13 protein-coding genes and 1 pseudogene are annotated in these 17,120 nt (G+C 73.7%); 10 read left to right on the top strand and 4 right to left on the bottom strand.

Translation table 11 applies throughout. The annotated features are described in order from the left end of the window. Window positions 1–18 precede the first annotated feature (18 nt). Window positions 19–1,068, bottom strand: coding sequence for an NAD-dependent epimerase/dehydratase family protein (locus ACFWFZ_RS18300; protein WP_387123483.1), 1,050 nt, complete (start codon window positions 1,066–1,068; stop codon window positions 19–21). Window positions 1,069–1,315: 247 nt separating this feature from the next. Here ACFWFZ_RS18300 and ACFWFZ_RS18295 point away from each other — a divergent pair, with 247 nt between their 5' ends. From ACFWFZ_RS18295 to ACFWFZ_RS18270, 6 genes and pseudogenes are all read left to right on the top strand, one after another. Further along, window positions 1,316–2,674 (top strand): tetratricopeptide repeat protein, encoded by a 1,359-nt coding sequence (locus ACFWFZ_RS18295; protein ID WP_387123481.1) that lies wholly within the window; start codon window positions 1,316–1,318, stop codon window positions 2,672–2,674. Between the two features lie 17 nt (window positions 2,675–2,691). Continuing rightward, entirely contained in the window at window positions 2,692–3,561 is an 870-nt protein-coding gene (locus tag ACFWFZ_RS18290) for a glycosyltransferase family 2 protein (protein ID WP_387123479.1), read from the top strand. Between the two features lie 366 nt (window positions 3,562–3,927). Further along, on the top strand, window positions 3,928–4,680 hold the full coding sequence (locus tag ACFWFZ_RS18285) for an aminoacyl-tRNA hydrolase (protein WP_387123477.1): 753 nt from the start codon (window positions 3,928–3,930) through the stop codon (window positions 4,678–4,680). Between the two features lie 142 nt (window positions 4,681–4,822). After that, window positions 4,823–6,562, top strand: coding sequence for a DUF692 family multinuclear iron-containing protein (locus ACFWFZ_RS18280; protein ID WP_387123476.1), 1,740 nt, complete (start codon window positions 4,823–4,825; stop codon window positions 6,560–6,562). Next, entirely contained in the window at window positions 6,559–7,626 is a 1,068-nt protein-coding gene (locus ACFWFZ_RS18275) for a TIGR04222 domain-containing membrane protein (RefSeq protein ID WP_387123474.1), read from the top strand. Before ACFWFZ_RS18280 ends, ACFWFZ_RS18275 begins: the two co-directional genes overlap by 4 nt. Window positions 7,627–7,727: 101 nt before the next feature. Beyond that, window positions 7,728–9,423, top strand: a pseudogene (locus tag ACFWFZ_RS18270) (alpha/beta hydrolase). Window positions 9,424–9,536: 113 nt separating this feature from the next. Here ACFWFZ_RS18270 and hemQ read toward each other — a convergent pair. Both hemQ and hemG read right to left on the bottom strand, forming a co-directional pair. After that, entirely contained in the window at window positions 9,537–10,250 is a 714-nt protein-coding gene (gene hemQ / locus ACFWFZ_RS18265; protein ID WP_387123472.1) for a hydrogen peroxide-dependent heme synthase, read from the bottom strand. Between the two features lie 4 nt (window positions 10,251–10,254). Further along, window positions 10,255–11,754 (bottom strand): protoporphyrinogen oxidase, encoded by a 1,500-nt coding sequence (gene hemG / locus ACFWFZ_RS18260; protein WP_387123470.1) that lies wholly within the window; start codon window positions 11,752–11,754, stop codon window positions 10,255–10,257. A gap of 139 nt (window positions 11,755–11,893) precedes the next feature. On the opposite strand from hemG, the gene ACFWFZ_RS18255 reads away from it, so the two are divergent. The 3 genes from ACFWFZ_RS18255 to ACFWFZ_RS18245 all read left to right on the top strand — a co-directional run bounded on the left by ACFWFZ_RS18255 (window position 11,894) and on the right by ACFWFZ_RS18245 (window position 15,033). Beyond that, on the top strand, window positions 11,894–12,949 hold the full coding sequence (locus ACFWFZ_RS18255; protein ID WP_387123468.1) for a DUF4349 domain-containing protein: 1,056 nt from the start codon (window positions 11,894–11,896) through the stop codon (window positions 12,947–12,949). A 59-nt stretch (window positions 12,950–13,008) separates the two neighbouring features. Further along, the gene (locus tag ACFWFZ_RS18250; protein ID WP_387123466.1) at window positions 13,009–14,391 is read left to right on the top strand and encodes an FAD-dependent oxidoreductase; all 1,383 of its coding nucleotides are present in this window, start codon (window positions 13,009–13,011) and stop codon (window positions 14,389–14,391) included. A gap of 78 nt (window positions 14,392–14,469) precedes the next feature. Next, complete coding sequence (locus ACFWFZ_RS18245) at window positions 14,470–15,033, top strand: dihydrofolate reductase family protein (RefSeq protein ID WP_387123464.1); 564 nt, start codon at window positions 14,470–14,472, stop codon at window positions 15,031–15,033. Between the two features lie 76 nt (window positions 15,034–15,109). Here the strand turns inward: ACFWFZ_RS18245 and hemE are convergent, their stop codons facing one another. After that, the gene (gene hemE, locus ACFWFZ_RS18240) at window positions 15,110–16,174 is read right to left on the bottom strand and encodes a uroporphyrinogen decarboxylase (protein WP_387123462.1); all 1,065 of its coding nucleotides are present in this window, start codon (window positions 16,172–16,174) and stop codon (window positions 15,110–15,112) included. Between the two features lie 91 nt (window positions 16,175–16,265). Between hemE and ACFWFZ_RS18235 the strand changes: the two genes are divergently transcribed. Further along, window positions 16,266–16,922 carry a DUF3000 domain-containing protein gene (locus tag ACFWFZ_RS18235; protein WP_387123460.1) on the top strand — a complete coding sequence of 219 codons (657 nt, stop codon included), beginning with the start codon at window positions 16,266–16,268 and terminating at the stop codon, window positions 16,920–16,922. Window positions 16,923–17,120: the final 198 nt, after the last annotated feature.

Below are 17,120 nucleotides of genomic sequence, written 5' to 3'. Positions count from 1 at the left end.
GTCGTCGGGGCGGGCGGTTCAGGCGGCTTCGGCGGCCTCACGGCGCAGGAAGTCGGGCAGGGCGGCGGGGGTGTTGTCGAGCCAGGCCACGTAGCGGGCCACGCCCTCGGCCACCGTGATCCGGGGCTCCCACTCCAGGGCGGCGGTCATGCGGGCCGTGCCGGCCGTCCCGCCGAGCGGGTCACCCTCGGGCAGCGGCCGGTCCTGGAACTCGGCGTCGGGGTAGTGGTTGCGGATGAGCTGGGCCACGTCGGCGATGGCCGTGGCTTGGCCTGTGCCGATGTTGAGGGTCTGCCGGTCGGCGCCGGGGGCGAGCATCGCTCGGACGGTGGCCTCGGCGATGTCTTCGACGTGGACGAAGTCGCGGACCTGGCGGCCGCCGCCGTTCAGGTGCAGGGGCAGGCCGAGCTTCGCGCGCATCGCCATCCAGGCGACCACCCAGGAGTGCGAGCCCTCCTTCACGGTCTGCGGTTCGCCGTAGACGGAGAAGTATCGGACCGAGGTGTGGGAGACGTTGGCTTTGCCCAGCACGAGCGCGGTCTGTGCCTCACCCCACGCCTTCGTGTTCGCGTACACCGACAGGGGGGCGAGGGGCTGGTCTTCGTTCCACCTCTGCACGTCGTGTCGCTTGGGGTCGCCGTTGCCGTAGACGGCCGCCGAGGAAACGAACACGAACCGGCGTACGCGGGCGTTGCATCGGCGGACCGCGTCCAGGAGGACCTGGGTGCCGGTGACGTTGGTCTGGATCGCAGCCATTGGGTTGCGGGTGCAGGCGGCCACGTCGGCGACGGCGGCGTGCACCACGTAGTCGGCTTCCCGGACGACGTGGTCCATCAGGGTCGCGTCGGCGATGTCGCCCACGATGGTGTCGCGGTCGGTGGGGTGCACGCCGAACAGGTCGGCGTAGACCGTGGCAGGGTAGGCGTCGAGCTTGCCCACGGCGATCACGCGGGCCCCGGCCGCGCGAAGGCGGGCGGTGATGCGGGAGCCGACCAGGCCCCCGCCCCCGGTGACCACAACGGTGGAGCCGGCGAGGGCGGCGGACAGGTCGGCGTCGGTCAGCGGCACGGTGGTCTCCTCGGACTTGGCGGGAAGGGGGAGGGTGGCGGGGAGGTTGCGACCGGGCCAGCTTGGGACCGCCTCCCCACCACCCGGCAGGCACCGCCCGGGGCAGGGGTGGGCTCCATCGGAAGGAGCGGTGGTGCAGCCCCGGGCGGCGTGATGAACAGTGAACTCCCCGGCACGGAAAGTGAGTACCGTGGGCGAAGAGGCAACCCGTTCAACCCGTTCAAGATCGCTTCCGAGGGGGCCGACGTTGGCAGGGGACCGGACACCGAACAGCGCGTTAGCGGACGTGATCGCCGAGTCCGGGGCCACGTACTACGCGCTGGCCAGGGAAATCCGCTCTGTGTCAGCCGAGGCCGGCCAGCGGTTGAGTACCGGGCCGTCGGCCGTCGCCTACTGGGTCGCCGGCGGTACACCTTCCGGCCAGACGCCGTTCTACATCGCCGAGGCCCTCACGAGACGGACGAAGCGGCGGGTGACGGTCGCCGAGATCGGTCTAGGCTGCGAAGCCGGCGGGGTCATGGAAGCCGATCCACTGGCCGTCATCGCCGATCTCGGGAGATCCGTCATGCAACGTCGCCGCGACTTCCTCGGCGCTGCGTTCACCGCCGCCGCCGTCGGCCTGCCCTTGGCCTACGACCACGAAGCGGTCGCCGCGACGCTCAAAGGGGCCGAGACCGGCGGCAACATCGGCCCCGCCGAGGTGACCACGGTCCGCCAGCTCACCGAGACCTTCCGCAGCGTGGACGAACGCATGGGCGGCGGCCACGGCCTGACCACCGTCACCGCCTACCTGACCGACACCGTCGCACCGATGCTGACCGCCCGGTTCCCCTCCGCCACGGTCCGCTCCGAGGCGTTCGGGGCGGCGGCCCAGCTGGCCTGCCTGGCCGGCTGGAAACACCACGACCTCGGCCGGGAGGGCGCCGCCCAGAGGTACTACCTGCTGGGCTACCAGCTCGCCTGCGAGGCCGACCCGAACGGCCACGCCGCGTGGATGATGCGGGCCCTCACCCACCAGGCCCTTGACCTGGGCCACCCCGGATCGTGCCCTGAGCTTGCCGAAGCGGCGCTGCACCGGGCGGCGGGGAAGGTCGACCGGCAGACCGAGGCCCTGCTGTTGGTGACGTGCGCCAGAGCGTACGGGGCCGGCGGCCAGGGCGCGAAGGCGGCGCGTGCGCTGCTGGCAGCCGAGGACGCCGTGATGGACACGCGGGAGGCCGTCCCGGACTACGCCGCCGCCTCGGGGCCGGTGGCGGCCACGGTCGCCTCGCACATGGGCAAGACCCTGACCGCGATGAAGGACCACACGGCAGCCGAACGGCACTACCGGCGGGCCCTGGCGGGCCGCACACCGGGCACGTACCAGCTCAAGCACGGGCTGACCATGGCCAACTTGGGGCGGTCGGTGGCCGGGCAGCACCGCCACGAGGAAGCCGTGGGCTTGTGGGCCCGGTCCCTGGATTTCATGGGTGGCGTGGTCTCCGACCGCAACAGGCAGGCTGTCAGGGAGATCCAAGCGGCGGCGTCCCGGTACCGCAAGCGCGGTGTGGCCGGTGCGGCGAGCCTGAACCAGCGCGCCACCGAACTACTCAAGAACCAGGCGTGAAAGGAACGGACAGCGAAATGCCGAAGATCGGGGTTGTGGTCCTGACCATGGGTGACCGGCCCGCAGAACTGGGGGCGCTGCTGGCCTCGGTGGCCGCTCAGGAAGGCGATCCGGCAGCCGTCGTGGTCCTCACCCAGGGAGTGAAACTCCCACCCCTCCCGGACGGCGTGGACGGTGTCGAGCTGCCGGAGAACCTGGGCATCCCCGGCGGCCGGAACGCCGGCGTGCAGTGGCTGCGCGAACGGGGCGGCGTGGACGTCGTAGTGGTCTTGGACGACGACGGCCTGTTGCCCCGGACCAACACCTTCCAACTGGTCCGGGAGGCGTTCGCCGACAACCCGCGCCTGGGTATCGCCGGGTTCCGCATCGCGGACGAGACCGGGGCGAGTCAGCGCAGGCACGTCCCCCGTCTGGGCGGCAAGAACCCACTGGTGTCCGGCCCGGTGACGACGTTCCTCGGCGGCGGCCACGCCATCCGCATGAGCGTCATCGACCAGGTAGGCGAGTTCCCCACCCAGTTCTTCTACGCCCACGAGGAAACGGACTTCGCCTGGCGGGCGCTGGACGCCGACTGGGAGATCGACTACCGGGCGGACATGGTGCTGCAACACCCCCGCACCGAGGCGTCCCGGCACGCGGTCTACTACCGCAACACCGGCCGGAACCGGGTCTGGCTGGCCAAACGGCACCTGCCCGCCGTCCTGGTCCCGGTCTACCTTGCCACCTGGGCCGCGTACACGCTCGCGCAGCGGCCCCCGCTTTCCGGCCTGGCAGCCTGGTGGGCCGGCTTCTTCGAGGGGGTACGGGTGCCGTGCCCGCCCCGGCGGCCCATGCGGTGGCGGACGGTGTGGCGGATGGCCCGGCTGGGCCGCCCGCCGGTGATCTGACGGACCCTAGCGCCGGGGCGCCCCGCCGAGGGCGGAGCACACGCCCTCGGGTCACATCCGCGCCGGAACGGACTCCAAGGCCCGGGGCAGGCATGAGCGTCCGGCACGCGGGCCCAGACCACTGCGGCGTTCACCCGTATTGATGTGATGCTGGCCATTGCGTGAGGGTCTGCGCGCTCTGGAATGCGACACCGGACCCTACCCGGTACGAGACACGGGTGGGCTGGCGGTGGGTTAGCTATGAGACGCGACCTGCGGGGGACACGGCGAGTGCGTCGATAAGGTCACTCTTCATGGCCTCGATCCTCACCCGGGCCCGCCACCCGGGACATCCTCCTCAGGTCGGAGCCTGGCATCCTTGGCGGGATGAGCAGCCAGCACACGAACGACACCTCGGCCGTACCGGCGGTCGGGGCCGACAGCGCCTTCCGGCGGGAGCACGTACTACGCGACGAGGCCCCGCAGTTCGTCCTGCCGCTGGTGGTGCGCATCGAGAAGGCGGAGCCGCCCGCCCGGACCGACGCCCTGGAGACCGCCGCCCGGGCGGTGCTGGTGCTGCTCACCGACGAGCGGGCGCAGGGCGAAGGCGAGTGGGCGCAGGCGGTCCGCGACTGGCAGGACGCGCGGATCCGCAAGGTGGTGCGGCGGGCGCGCGGGGCGGAGTGGCGCAAGGCGGAGACCCTGCCGGGCGTCACGGTCCACGGCGACGCCGCACAGGTCCGGGTCTTCCCGCCGGTGCCCCTCGACGGCTGGCCCAAGGAGCTGGCCAAGCTACAGGTGTCGGGCACCGACCTCGACGACCCGGGACCGGTCCCCTCGGCCGAGGGCTCCGGTCTGCCGGTGCTGTGGCTCAACCCGGACCTCGACATGTCGGCCGGCAAGGCGATGGCCCAGGCCGGGCACGCGGCGCAGCTGGCGTGGTGGGAGCTGACGGGTGCGGAGCGGGCCGCCTGGCAGGAGTCGGGCTTCCGGCTGGCCGTACGGACCGCCGCGCGCGGGCGGTGGGCGGAGCTGAGCGGGAGCGGGCTGCCGGTGGTCCGCGATGCCGGGTTCACCGAGATCGCCCCGGGCAGCGCAACGGTCGTGGCCGACCATCCGGCGCTGCGGGCCCGCCTCTGACGCCTCTGACGGCTTTCCCGGCGGCCTGGGCGGGCCGCCGGGAACCTCAAATGTTGCTCTGAACGTCCCCTCGTGCGGGTTGGCGCGACTGCGTCGGGGCCATGACATCCGCACACGGTACGAAGAGAGGGGGCAAGGGGACATGAAGCCCATGGCACACCTGGGGGTGGGCATCGGCTGGCGGCCGGAGATCGCGGACGCCGTCGAGCGGCTGGACGGCCTGGACTGGGTCGAGGTGGTGGCCGAGAACATCTGTCCGGGCCACCTGCCCGAGGCCCTCCGGCGGCTGCGCGAGCGCGGCACGCGGATCGTGCCGCACGGGGTCTCGCTCGGCCTCGGCGGCGCCGACCGCCCGGACCCGGAGAAGCTGGCGGCGCTCGGCGAGCGGGCGGTGGCGCTGGGGGCGCCGCTCGTCACCGAGCACATCGCCTTCGTACGGACCTCCTCGCCGCTGCTGGAGGCCGGGCACCTGCTGCCGGTGCCGCGCACCCGCGACGCGTTGGACGTGCTGTGCGAGAACGTGACGATCGCCCAGGAGGCGCTGCCGGTGCCGCTGGCGCTGGAGAACATCGCCGCGCTGTTCTCGTGGCCGGGCGAGGAGATGACGGAGGGGCAGTTCCTGACGGAGCTGGTCGAGCGGACCGGGGTCCGGCTGCTCATCGACGTGGCCAACCTGCACACCAACCGGGTGAACCGGGGCGAGGACCCGGCCGCAGTCCTGGACGCGATCCCGCTGGAGGCGCTGGCGTACGTGCACGTGGCGGGCGGCGTCGAGCGGGGCGGTGTCTGGCACGACACCCACGCGCACCCCGTACCGCCGGTGGTCCTCGACCTGCTGGCCGAGCTGCGCTCCCGGGTGGAGCCGGCGGGTGTCCTGCTGGAGCGCGACGACGACTTCCCGCCCGAGGCGGAGCTGGCGGGCGAACTGGCGGCGATCCGCGCGGTGGTGACGGCCGGCCGCACGGGCGCGGCAGCACCGGCCCTGCCGGGGGCGGGCACGCCGGACACCGTACGCGGCCCTGCACCGTTCCGCGCACGCGCAGCAGCGACCGGGCCGCTGACCGGGCAGGAGCCGGGATCCGGGCAGGAGCCCATGGCCGGGGCGCAGCCCGTAGCCAGGGCGCAGCCCGTAGCCGCGGCGCAGCCCGTAGCCGCGGCGCAGCCCGTAGCCGCGGCGCAGCCCGTAGCCGCGGCGCAGCCCGCGGCCGGGGCGGAACCCGTGCCCGGGGCGGAACCCGTGCCCGGGGCGGAACCGGAGGCCGGAACGCAGCCCGGGGCCGGGCCGGAGCCTGAGGCCGGGCCGGAGCCCGGGGCCGGGCCGGAGCCCGAGGCCGGGGCGCAACCCGCGGCCGGACCGAGGCCCGTGCCCGGGGCGCAGCCCGTAGCCAGACCGAAGCCCGTGCCCGGAGCGCAACCCGTAGCCGGGGCGCAGCCCGTAGCCGGGGCGGGCGGGGAGTCGGGGGACGCCGGGGAGGCCGCTCGGACCCGGGTGGCGCTCGGGCAGGCCGCCCTGCTCTCCGCTCTCGTGGCCGGCACCCCCGTGCCCGAGGGCTTCGACCGCGCGCGCGTCCGCGTGCAGGTGCGGGCGCTGGCGGCCAAGCGGGCCGACGTGGTCGCCAAGGTGGCCCCGGAGCTGCCCGGGATCCTCGGCGGCCGCGGCCCGTACCGCGAGGCCTTCCTGGCGTACGCCAAGCGCCGGCCCATGACCGCCGGATACCGCCGGGACGCGCTGGACTTCGCCGAGCACCTGCTGATCCAGGACCTGCCGGCCGACCCGGCCGCGCGGCGCCGGCTCACCGCCTGGTGGCGGGAACGGGCGGGGGCCAGGCCGCCGCGCCGCATCGTGCGCTGGGCCCGGGCGCTCGCGGGGAGGGCAGCGTGAACATCCTCGCCCTCGCGATCTGGATCGCCGTCATCGTCTCCTCCGTCCTGCTCGTGCGCGGGCTGCGCCGGGCCCGGCCCACGCCGACGGGCCCGTCGGCCGGCCTCCACGACCTGTCCGAGGCCGCGTTCGTGGTGGGCGGCCCCGGGACCGTCGTGGACAGCGCGCTCGTCTCGATGCTCGGGGACGGCCGGCTGGTCGTCGGCGGTCCCGGCATCGTCCAGGTACGCCCCGGGGCGCGGGCAGCCGACCCCGCCGAACGCGCCGTGCTCCAGGCCCACGCCGGAGCCCCCTCGGGGTGGCTCTACCAGGTGCGCTACGCCGCCATGTGCGATCCGGCCGTCCAGGAGGTCGGGGACGCGCTGGCCGCCCGCGGGCTGATCGCCCCGCCCGGCAGCGGCCGGACCTGGCGCCGCTGGGGCCTGATCCAGGCCGTCGTGTGCGCGGTCTGGCTGGTGGCGTCGATCCCGCTGACCGTCGTGGGCTTCGCCCTCGACTCCGGTCCTGGCGTGCCGTTCATCGTGGTGGTGGCGCCCGGACTGTTCGGGGGCGTCGTCGTGGGCCTGCTCTGCATGGCCCGGGCCCGCAACCGGGTCACCCCGGCCGGGCTGCGGGCGCTGCTCGCCCTGCGTTCCGCGTACGTGCACGACCGCACCCCCCACGTGCAGACCGCGCTCTTCGGCCTGCGCGGCCTGCGGGACCCGTTCCTGCGCCAGCAACTGGTGCCCGCCGCGCGCAGCACCCGGCTGGCGGCGGCCCAGTCGGGGGCGCGCCCCCACCACCACCCGCACACCTCGTCGTCCGGCTCCTCGCCGGAGCTGCTGCCGGTGCTGTGGTGCGCCATGAGCGACGGGGGTGGCGGGAGCGGTGGTTCGGGCTGCGGGTCCTCCGGCTCGGGCTGCGGGGCCTCCGGCGGTGGCTGCGCAGGCAGCGGCTCCAGCTGCTCGGGCGGCGGCGGTTCGGGCTGCGGCAGCTCCTCCTCCGGCTCCAGCTGCAGCAGCTCTTCCTCCTCCGGCTCCAGCTGTTCGAGTTCGAGCAGTTCCAGCTGTTCCAGCAGTTCCTGATACGGCGTCCGGGTCACGGCAGCCGACACCGGCCGGTGATCCTTTACAAGGGTGGCATCGCCTGCCTCTCATCGGTTCATCCGATGAGAGGCAGGGCCGTCATGCGCACGAGAACCGCACGCCACGAAGCCGTCGCGGCCGTCCTCCTCCTCACCCTGGGCACGCCCACCGCCGCAGCCGCACCCGTCCCGCGGGCCCCGGTCGTCGACGCGCGGAGCGCCGACACGCAGAACACCGCCGCGCAGAACACCGACGCCGCGAGCGCCGGCGCCGCGCTCGTCGCCCGCCGCGCGGCCCTCGCCGCCGCCTCCCGGGGCGGCGGCGCCGCCGGTCTGGACTTCCGTACCTGCCCCGCCGCCGAGGCACTGCCGTCGACCGTCCGGTGCGCCACGCTGCGCGTCCCGCTCGACTACGCCCGTCCCGACGGCCCGCAGATCTCCCTCACCGTCAGCCGGGCCTCCGCCACCGGGGCCCGCGGCGCCGCCCGCCAGGGCGCGCTCGTGCAGAACCCGGGCGGCCCCGGTGCCTCCGGGATGTACTTCCCGCTCGTCGCCGGCCTCCCCGGCTGGGAGCGGCTCGCCGCCGCCTACGACCTCGTGGGCTACGCCCCGCGCGGTGTCGGACGCTCGGCCCCGCTGTCCTGCCGGGACCCTGCGGCCCGCGCGCAGGGCCCCACCCAGGAGCCGGTCCGCCCCTCCCCCGCGTACAAGAGGCAACGCCTCGCGCAGGCCCGGGAGTACGCCCGCGGCTGTGCCCGCCGGACCGGAGCGGCCCTGCGGCACTACACCACCGTGGACAATGCCCGTGACCTGCACGTGCTGCGCGCCGCGCTCGGCGAGGAGAAGCTGACCTTCATGGGCGTACGGCACCTACCTCGGCGCCGTCTACGCCACCCTGTACCCGGGCCACGTCCGCCGGATGGTCCTCGACTCGGCGGTCGATCCCGATCCGCGCCGCGTCTGGTACCGCAACAACCTCGACCAGTCGCGCGGGTTCGAGGGCCGCTGGCACGACTTCCGCGCCTGGGTCGCCCGCCACCACGCGACGTACGGGCTCGGCGCCACCCCCGCGGCGGTGCAGGAGGGCTACGAGCGGGTCCGCGACGCGGTGGCCGGCACCCCCGCCGGCGGGACCGTCGGGACGGGCGAACTGCGGGCCGCCTTCCTCCAGGCCGCGTACTACGACGACGTCTGGCCGGACCGGGCGGCGGCCCTGGCCGCGTTCCTGCGCGGCGATCCCTCGGTGCTGGCCGCCCAGGCCGCCCCCGACCCGGCGGCGGCGGCCGAGGCCGAGAACGCGACGGCCGTCTACACGGCGGTGCTGTGCAACGACGCCTCCTGGCCCGCGGACTGGGGGACCTGGGACCGCGACCACACCGAGCTGGCCCGTACGGCGCCCTTCGAGACCTGGGCGAACGCCTTCCTCAACCTGCCGTGCGCCTCCTGGCCGGTGCGCGGACGGCGCTCGCCGGTGGCGGTTGGTTCCCAGCCCGAGCGGCTGCCGCGCACCCTCGTGGTCGCGGCGGAACGCGACGGCGCGACCCCGTACCCGGGTGCGCTGGAACTCCAGCGGCGGCTCGGTGCGCAGGCCTCACTGGTGACGGAGGCGGGGGCCGGCTCCCACGGTGTGGCCGGCGGACGCAACGGGTGCGTGGACCGGCACGTGGAGCGGTATCTGCTGACGGGCGCCACCCCGGGGTGGCGCGTCCGTTGCGCGCCGCATCCGGAGCCCGCACCGGTGTCGCTGGACGACCGGGCAGCGAGCGCCCGCAGGGCACTGCTGCCGCCGGTCGTCTGAACTTCCGGGCGGGATCTCCGGCTGCGTCGTTTCGGGGGCTGTGCCTCCCGATCCACCGGAGGCACTCACCTGACGGTGTGGTCGTCCTCCGGTCCTTCCCCCCAGGGGAGGTATCAGGCGAGCCCGGCCACCAGGTCGGCGACGGACTTGCGGCGCCCGGTGTAGAAGGGCACCTCTTCACGGACGTGCATACGGGCCTCGGAGGCACGCAGGTGACGCATGAGGTCGACGATGCGGTACAGCTCGTCCGCCTCGAAGGCCAGCATCCACTCGTAGTCGCCCAGCGAGAAGGAGGCGACGGTGTTGGCGCGTACGTCAGGGTAGCCGCGGGCCATCTTGCCGTGGTCGGCGAGCATGCGGCGGCGGTCCTCGTCGGGCAGCAGGTACCAGTCGTAGCTGCGGACGAAGGGGTAGACGCTGACGTAGTCGCGGGCGACCTCGTCGGCCAGGAAGGCCGGAATGTGCGACTTGTTGAACTCGGCCGGGCGGTGCAGGGCCATGTTCGACCACACCGGCTCCATCGCGCGGCCCAGCTTGGTACGGCGGAACAGGTTGTACGCGGTCTGCAGCTCGTCCGCGGTCTCCGCGTGCCACCAGATCATGATGTCGGCGTCGGCGCGCAGGCCGGAGACGTCATAGGTGCCGCGGACGGTGATGTCCTTGGCGGCCAGCTGGTCGAACAGCTCCTGGACCTCGTCGGCGAAACCGGCGCGGTCCTCCGGCAGGACGTCCTTCAGCTTGAAGACGGACCACAGGGTGTAGCGGATGACCTCGTTGAGGTCCTTCGCCTTCTTCCCCGCGTTGGGAATCTTCTCTGGTGCAGTCATGTGCCTATTGTCCCGTGCGCTGATCAGTGGTCGGCGCCAGGGGTGCCGTACGCGCAGCGAGCGCGGCGATGACCGCGTCCGCGGCCCGGCCGGCGCTCGCGATGCAGGCGGGAATGCCCACGCCGTCGTAGAGCGCGCCGCACACCGCGAGGCCGGGCAGGGCCTCGACGGCGCCGCGGATCCGGGCGACCCGGCCGAGGTGGCCGACCGGGTACTGGGGCAGCCCGCCGTCCCAGCGGGTGACGGTGGAGGCGACCGGCCGGGCCGTCAGACCCACCGCCTCGCCGAGGTCGGCGAGGGACACGTCGACGAGTTCGCCGTCCTCGCGCTCCAGGTCGCGCTCGTCGGCGTACCGGCCGACGGAGGTGCGCAGCAGGAAGAGGTCGGGGTCGGCGCCGGCCCAGGCCCACTTGTTGCTGGAGAAGGTGGACGCCTTGATGGTCCTGCCGTCGACGGGCGGTACGAGGAAGCCGCTCGCGCCGCCGCCGGAGACGGCCTCGGGCAGGTCGCTGCGCCGGAAGGCCATGGTGATCAGCGCCATCGAGGCGTATTCGACCTGGTGCAGTTCGGCGGCGGCGGCCGGTGCGAGGGTGTCCAGCAGCCGGGCGGCGGGCCCGGCCGGGACGGCCAGGACGACGCCGTCGGCGTCGACGGTCTCCTCGGCGGCCACGACGCGCCAGCCTTCAGCCGTACGAAGGACCTCGCGGACGGGGGCGCCGGTGACGATGCGCGCTCCGGCCGCGCGGCAGGCGTCGGCCACGGCGAGCGGGAGGCGCCCGATGCCTCCGTCGATGCCGGCGAAGACGGGGCCGGCCTGCTGGGGCTGGGTCTGCGCCCTGCGCTGGATGTCCCGTACGCCGTCGCCCAGCAGGGCGTGGGTGCGGGCGGCTTCGAAGAGCTGGGGTACGGCGGCCCGCATGGAGATGCGGTAGGCGTCGCCCGCGTACACCCCGCCGAGCAGCGGTTCCACGAGCCGGTCGACGACCTCGCGGCCGAGACGGGCGGCCACGTACACGCCGACGGCGACGTCCTCGCCGATCTCGGTGGGCGGCAGCGTCCGCTCGGCCTCGATGCGGGCCAGGCCCTCTGCCGAGAGGACCCCGGAGGCGGCGAGCGGTCCGAGGTCGCCGGGGACGCCCATGACATGGCCGCGCGGCATCGGCCGCAGCGCGCCGCGGGTCCACAGGTGGGCGGTGGCGGTGGCGGGCGGCTGCACGGCGTCGGCCAGTCCGACGGCCTCGGCGAGGGCCACGGCCTCGGGGCGGCGGGCGAGCACGGACTCGGCGCCGAGGTCGACTCGGGCCCCGGCGAGCTCGCCGGAGTACAGCTTGCCGCCGAGCCTCGGCCCGGCCTCCAGCAGCGTGACGCGGGCCCCTTCGGCGAGCAGCCGGTGGGCCGCCGCGAGGCCCGCGATGCCGCCGCCGATGACGACGACGTGGCCGGTGGAGCCGCTGGACCGGGTGGGGCTCACCGGCTGATCCGTACGCATGTCCGCTTCGTGCATGGACACATCGTCTCAGACCCATCCCCGAGGCCGGACCGTGACCGCATCGGGACCGGCCCGGAACCGCGCGTACGAAACCCGCGAGGGGACCCTGTACGTCGAAACGGCAACAGCAGCCGATCATCGGGGGTTTAACAAGATGCGTGCTCATGCGGCGGCGGCCCTGGCGGCCCTCTCCCTGGCCGGGGCTCTCACGCTCACCGGCTGCGGTGCGAGCGACCAGGGCTCCGCGAGCGACAAGGCGGCGGCCCGGCCGCCCGCGGCGGACGGGAAGGCCCGGGAGGGGGCGGAGGGCGCCGCGGCGGCCCCGGCGGGATCGGCGGGATCGGCGGGCTCGACGGGCTCGGCTGACTCGGCCGGCAAGACCGACGGGGCGCCGGTCGCGGTCCGCCCGAACGTCATCCGTACGGCGACGCTCGGGATCGAGACGACGGACGTCCAGAAGACGCTCGCCGCGGCCCGTACCGCGGCCGACGGCGCGGGCGGGTACGTCGGCAACGAGTCGACCAAGCGCGCCGAGAACGGCCGGATGACCTCGACATTGACCCTGCGGGTGCCCGGCGAGCGCTACGACGCCGTGCTCGGCGCCATGGAGGGCAGCGGAAAGCTGCTGCACCGCAAGGTCGAAGCGCTGGACGTCACCGAGAAGGTGGCAGACATCGGCAGCCGCGTCTCCTCGCAGCAGGCGAGCGTGGCGCGGGTGCGGGAGATGATGGGCAAGGCCTCGGCGCTGAGCGAGGTGGTGATGTTGGAGAGCGAGCTGAGTCGGCGTCAGTCGGACCTGGAGTCGCTGCTGGCGCAGCAGACGGCGCTGAAGGACCAGACCTCGATGGGCACGATCACGCTGGAGGTCTCGGAGCCGGCGCCCGCCACGGTGGTGGAGGAGAAGAAGAAGGAGGAGGAGCCCACCTTCCTCGGTGCGCTGAGCGGCGGCTGGGAGATCTTCACGAGGATCCTGCGCTACCTGATGGTGGCGCTGGGGGCGCTCCTGCCGTTCCTGCTGACGGCCGCGGTGGTGGCGGCGCTGGTCCGGGCGTACCGGCGGTGGCGTCCGGCGCGTCCGAAGACGGGCCTGACCCCGAAGCGGGTGCCGGTGCCGGCGGCCCGGCAGGCGCCTGCGGCCGAGGCCCCGGCTGCGCCTCCCGCTCCGGCCACGGCTCCGGCTCCGGACACCGAGGCCGACGTGCAGGACTGAACGCGCGTTCGCCCGTAGCGTGTTCACCAGTCGACGGTGGTGAAGGGGCGGTACGGGCGATGGCGACGCAACGACTGGTGGTGGTCGGGGGCGACGCGGCGGGGATGTCCGCCGCGTCGCAGGCCCGCAGGCTGAAGGGGCCGCAGGAGCTGGAGATCGTCGCCTTCGAGCGCGGCCGCTTCACCTCGTACTCGGCGTGCGGCATCCCGTACTGGGTCGGCGGCCTGGTCGCCGAGCGCGACGACCTGATCGCCCGCACCCCCGAGGAGCACCGCGCCCGGGACATCGACCTGCGCACCCGCACCGAGGTGGTGGAGCTCGATCTGCCCGGGTCCCGGGTCCGCGCCCGCGATCTGGACGGCGGAGCCGAATCCTGGACGCACTACGACAAGCTCGTCCTGGCCACGGGTGCCCGGCCCGTCCGCCCGCGCCTGCCCGGCATCGGGGCGCACGGGGTGCACGGCATCCAGACCCTGGACGACGGCCAGCGCCTCATGGACTCGCTGGAGCGCACGCGGGGCCGGCGGGCGGTCGTGGTCGGCGCCGGTTACATCGGTGTGGAGATGGCCGAGGCCCTGGTGCTGCGGGGCTACGAGGTGACCGTCCTGCACCGGGGCGAGCAGCCGATGGCCGGGCTGGACCCCGACATGGGCGGCCTGGTGCACACCGCGATGAACCGCATGGGTATCGTCACGGTTTCGCGCGCCGAGGTCACCAGGATCCTCACCGACGAGGAGGGCCGGGCCCGCGCGGTGGCGACGTCCGCCGGTGAGGAGTACCCGGCGGACGTGGTGGTGCTCGGCATCGGCGTGGAACCGCGGACGGCGCTGGCCCGCGCCGCCGGCCTACCGCTCGGCCCCTCGGGCGGGATCCTCACGGACCTGTCGATGCGCGTGCGCGGCCACGAGGACGCCTGGGCGGGCGGCGACTGCGTGGAGGTCCTCGACCTGGTCGCGGGCCGCACCCGGCACATCCCGCTGGGCACCCACGCCAACAAGCACGGCCAGATCATCGGCTCGGGCGTGGGCGGCGGCTACGCGACCTTCCCGGGGGTGGTCGGCACGGCGGTCAGCAAGGTCTGCGACCTGGAGATCGCCCGTACGGGGCTGCGCGAGCGGGACGCGCTGGAGGCGGGCCTGCGCTTCGTGACGGCCACCATCACCTCCACCAACACGGCGGGCTACTACCCGGGCGCGGCGGAGATGACGGTGAAGATGCTGGCGGAGCGCCGTACGGGCCGACTCCTCGGCGTACAGATCGTCGGCGGCGCCGGCGCCGCGAAGCGGGTGGACGTCGCGGCGGTGGCCCTCACGGCGGGCATGACGGTGGAGCAGGTGGTCTCGCTCGACCTCGGCTACGCCCCGCCGTTCTCCCCGGTCTGGGACCCGGTCCTGGTGGCGGCCCGCAAAGCGGTCTCCGCCGTCCGCGCGGCGGGTGTCTGACCGCGTGTCGCGCGCCGACGAGTTTCCCGCGGCGCGCCGGTCTGTACGCGTGGGACCGACTCACGGAAGGCTGGCGCCATGCGGAAACTCATCTACGGCATGAACCTGACCCTGGACGGCTACATCGCCGCGCCCGGCGACGACATCGGCTGGAGCGTGCCGAGCGACGAGCTGTTCCAGTTCTGGTCCGACCAGTTGCAGGCGACCGACCTGACGCTGTACGGGCGCAAGCTGTGGCAGACGATGAGCTCCTACTGGCCGACCGGCGACCAGCAGCCCGGCGCCACCCCGGCGGAGATCGAGTTCGCGCGCCGTTGGCGGGACATGTCGAAGGTGGTGTTCTCCTCGACGATCGACGAGGTCGACTGGAACACCCGCCTGGTCACCGGCGACGCGGTCGCCGAGATCACCCGGCTCAAGGCCGAGGACGGCGGCCCGATGGACATCGGCGGCGCGACGCTCGCCGGGGCGGCCGTGCGGGCCGGGCTGGTCGACGAGTACGTGCTGGCCACCGCGCCGGTCCTGGTGGGCGGCGGCACGCCGTTCTTCACCGCGCTGGACAACTGGGTGAACCTCAACCTGGTGCAGACGCGGACGCTTCCCTGCGGGGTGATCCTGACCAGGTACGAGACGAGGCGCTGAGCGCCCGTCCCGGGTGCCCCGGACTACCGCCCGAGCCACCCGAACGAGTGCAGCCCCCTGAACTACCGCAGGTCTCTCAGCGAGCCGTCTTGGTGTGGACGTAGTCCACCAGGCGGGTCAGCGCCTCGGGGTCGGTCGTCGGGAGGACGCCGTGGCCGAGGTTGAAGACGTGGCCCTCCAGGCCGGCGGCCGCCGCGAGGACCTCGTCCGTCTTGGCCTCGACCGCCTCCGTGGTGGAGAAGAGCACGGCCGGGTCCAGGTTGCCCTGGAGGGCCTTGCCCGGGCCGACCCGGCGGGCCGCCTCGTCGAGCGCGACGCGGTAGTCGACGCCCACGACGTCCGCGCCGGCCTCGCCCATCAGGCCGAGGAGCTCGCCCGTGCCCACGCCGAAGTGGATCCGGGGGACCCCGTAGGAGGCGACGGACTGCAGGACCTTCGCCGAGGCGGGCATGACGGAGCGGCGGTAGTCCGCCGGGGCGAGCGCGCCGACCCAGGAGTCGAAGAGCTGGACCGCGGAGGCGCCGGCCTCGATCTGCACCTTCAGGAAGGCGGAGGTGATCTCCGCGAGGCGGTCCAGCAGGTCGGCCCAGAGCTGCGGGTCCCCGTACATGAGGGCCTTGGTGTGCTCGTGGTTCTTCGAGGGGCCGCCCTCGACCAGGTAGCTCGCGAGGGTGAAAGGCGCGCCCGCGAAACCGATCAACGGCGTGGAGCCCAGTTCACCCGTGAGCATGCCGATCGCCTCGGTGACGTACGCGACGTCCTCAGGGGTGAGGTCGCGCAGCTGTGCGAGGTCCTCGCGGCGGCGGATCGGCTGGGCGACGACGGGGCCGACGCCCGGCTTGATGTCCAGGTCGACGCCGATGGCCTTGAGCGGGACCACGATGTCGGAGAAGAAGATCGCCGCGTCGACGTTGTGGCGCCGCACCGGCTGCAGGGTGATCTCGGTGACCAGGTCGGGCCGCATGCAGGACTCAAGCATCGCGGTGCCCTCGCGGACCTTGCGGTACTCGGGGAGGGAGCGCCCGGCCTGCCGCATGAACCACACCGGCGTGTGCGGCACCGGCTCCCGCCGGCACGCCTTCAGGAAGGCGGAATCGTACGTCTGGCTCGGCTGGCCCTTGGGGCTGTCGTTGGCGCTCACGACCCAAATCTTCGCACGTATGAAGAAGTGCCCGGCCCGGCACGGGTGTCCCTGCGCCGTACGGGCTCACATACCGCCTAGTCTTCCCCGCATGGCTGCGGCTCAGGGACGATTTTCAGATGGCGCCGACGGTACGGACAGTGCGAAGGAGAGCTCCGTCCCACTCCCGTTCCGCCGGGCGGTCGAGGGTTTGAAGAAGGCCCGGCTGCGTCCGGGGGTCGAGATCGACCCTACGAAGCCGCCCCAGCGGCTGGCGCCGTACGCCTACGCGCTGGAGGCCGCGGTGGTGGACGGGGAGGACGATCTGGCCGACGGCCGGCTCATCCTGCTCCACGACCCGGCCGGGCACGACGCCTGGCACGGGACCTTCCGGCTGGTGACGCTCGTACGGGCGGAGCTGGAGCCCGAGATGGCCGCCGACCCGCTGCTGCCGGAGGTGTGCTGGTCCTGGCTGACGGGGGCCCTGGAAGCACGCGGGCTGGCCTACGGCGAGGCCAGCGGGACGGTGACCATGGCGGGCTCGCACTACTTCGGCGGGCTCGCGGAGCGGCGGCCGGCGACGCAGATCGAGATCAGGGCCTCGTGGACGCCGCGCGAGGGTGCGGGCGGGGTCCCGGACACCCCGGCGCACCTGTCGGCCTGGTGCGAGCTGATCTGCCAGATCGCCGGGCTGCCGCCGGTGGGTCCGACGGACACGGTGACGGGCGTGGTCTGCCTGCCACAGCGCCGCGGTCCGCACCACCCGTAGGCGCAGGGCCGTACGGCCGCCTCCCAGAGGGAACGACCGGTCGACGCCCGCAAGCGAGTGTCGCATCGCGGCCTCCGTTGTGGGCTTCTGATCACCCGATGATCGATCGTGCGTCCGAATTGCCCGAATTGTTACTCACCAAATCGTGATCATTCCCTAAAGCCGGGCGGGTGACGTGCCGAAGGAGTCAGTGACCAT

Source organism: Streptomyces sp. NPDC060232 (assembly GCF_042726555.1).
In the GTDB taxonomy this organism is placed as follows: Bacteria; Actinomycetota; Actinomycetes; order Streptomycetales; family Streptomycetaceae; genus Streptomyces.
Note: the sequence above shows the minus strand (reverse complement) of the source record. Positions and strands in the feature narration are given on the sequence as shown.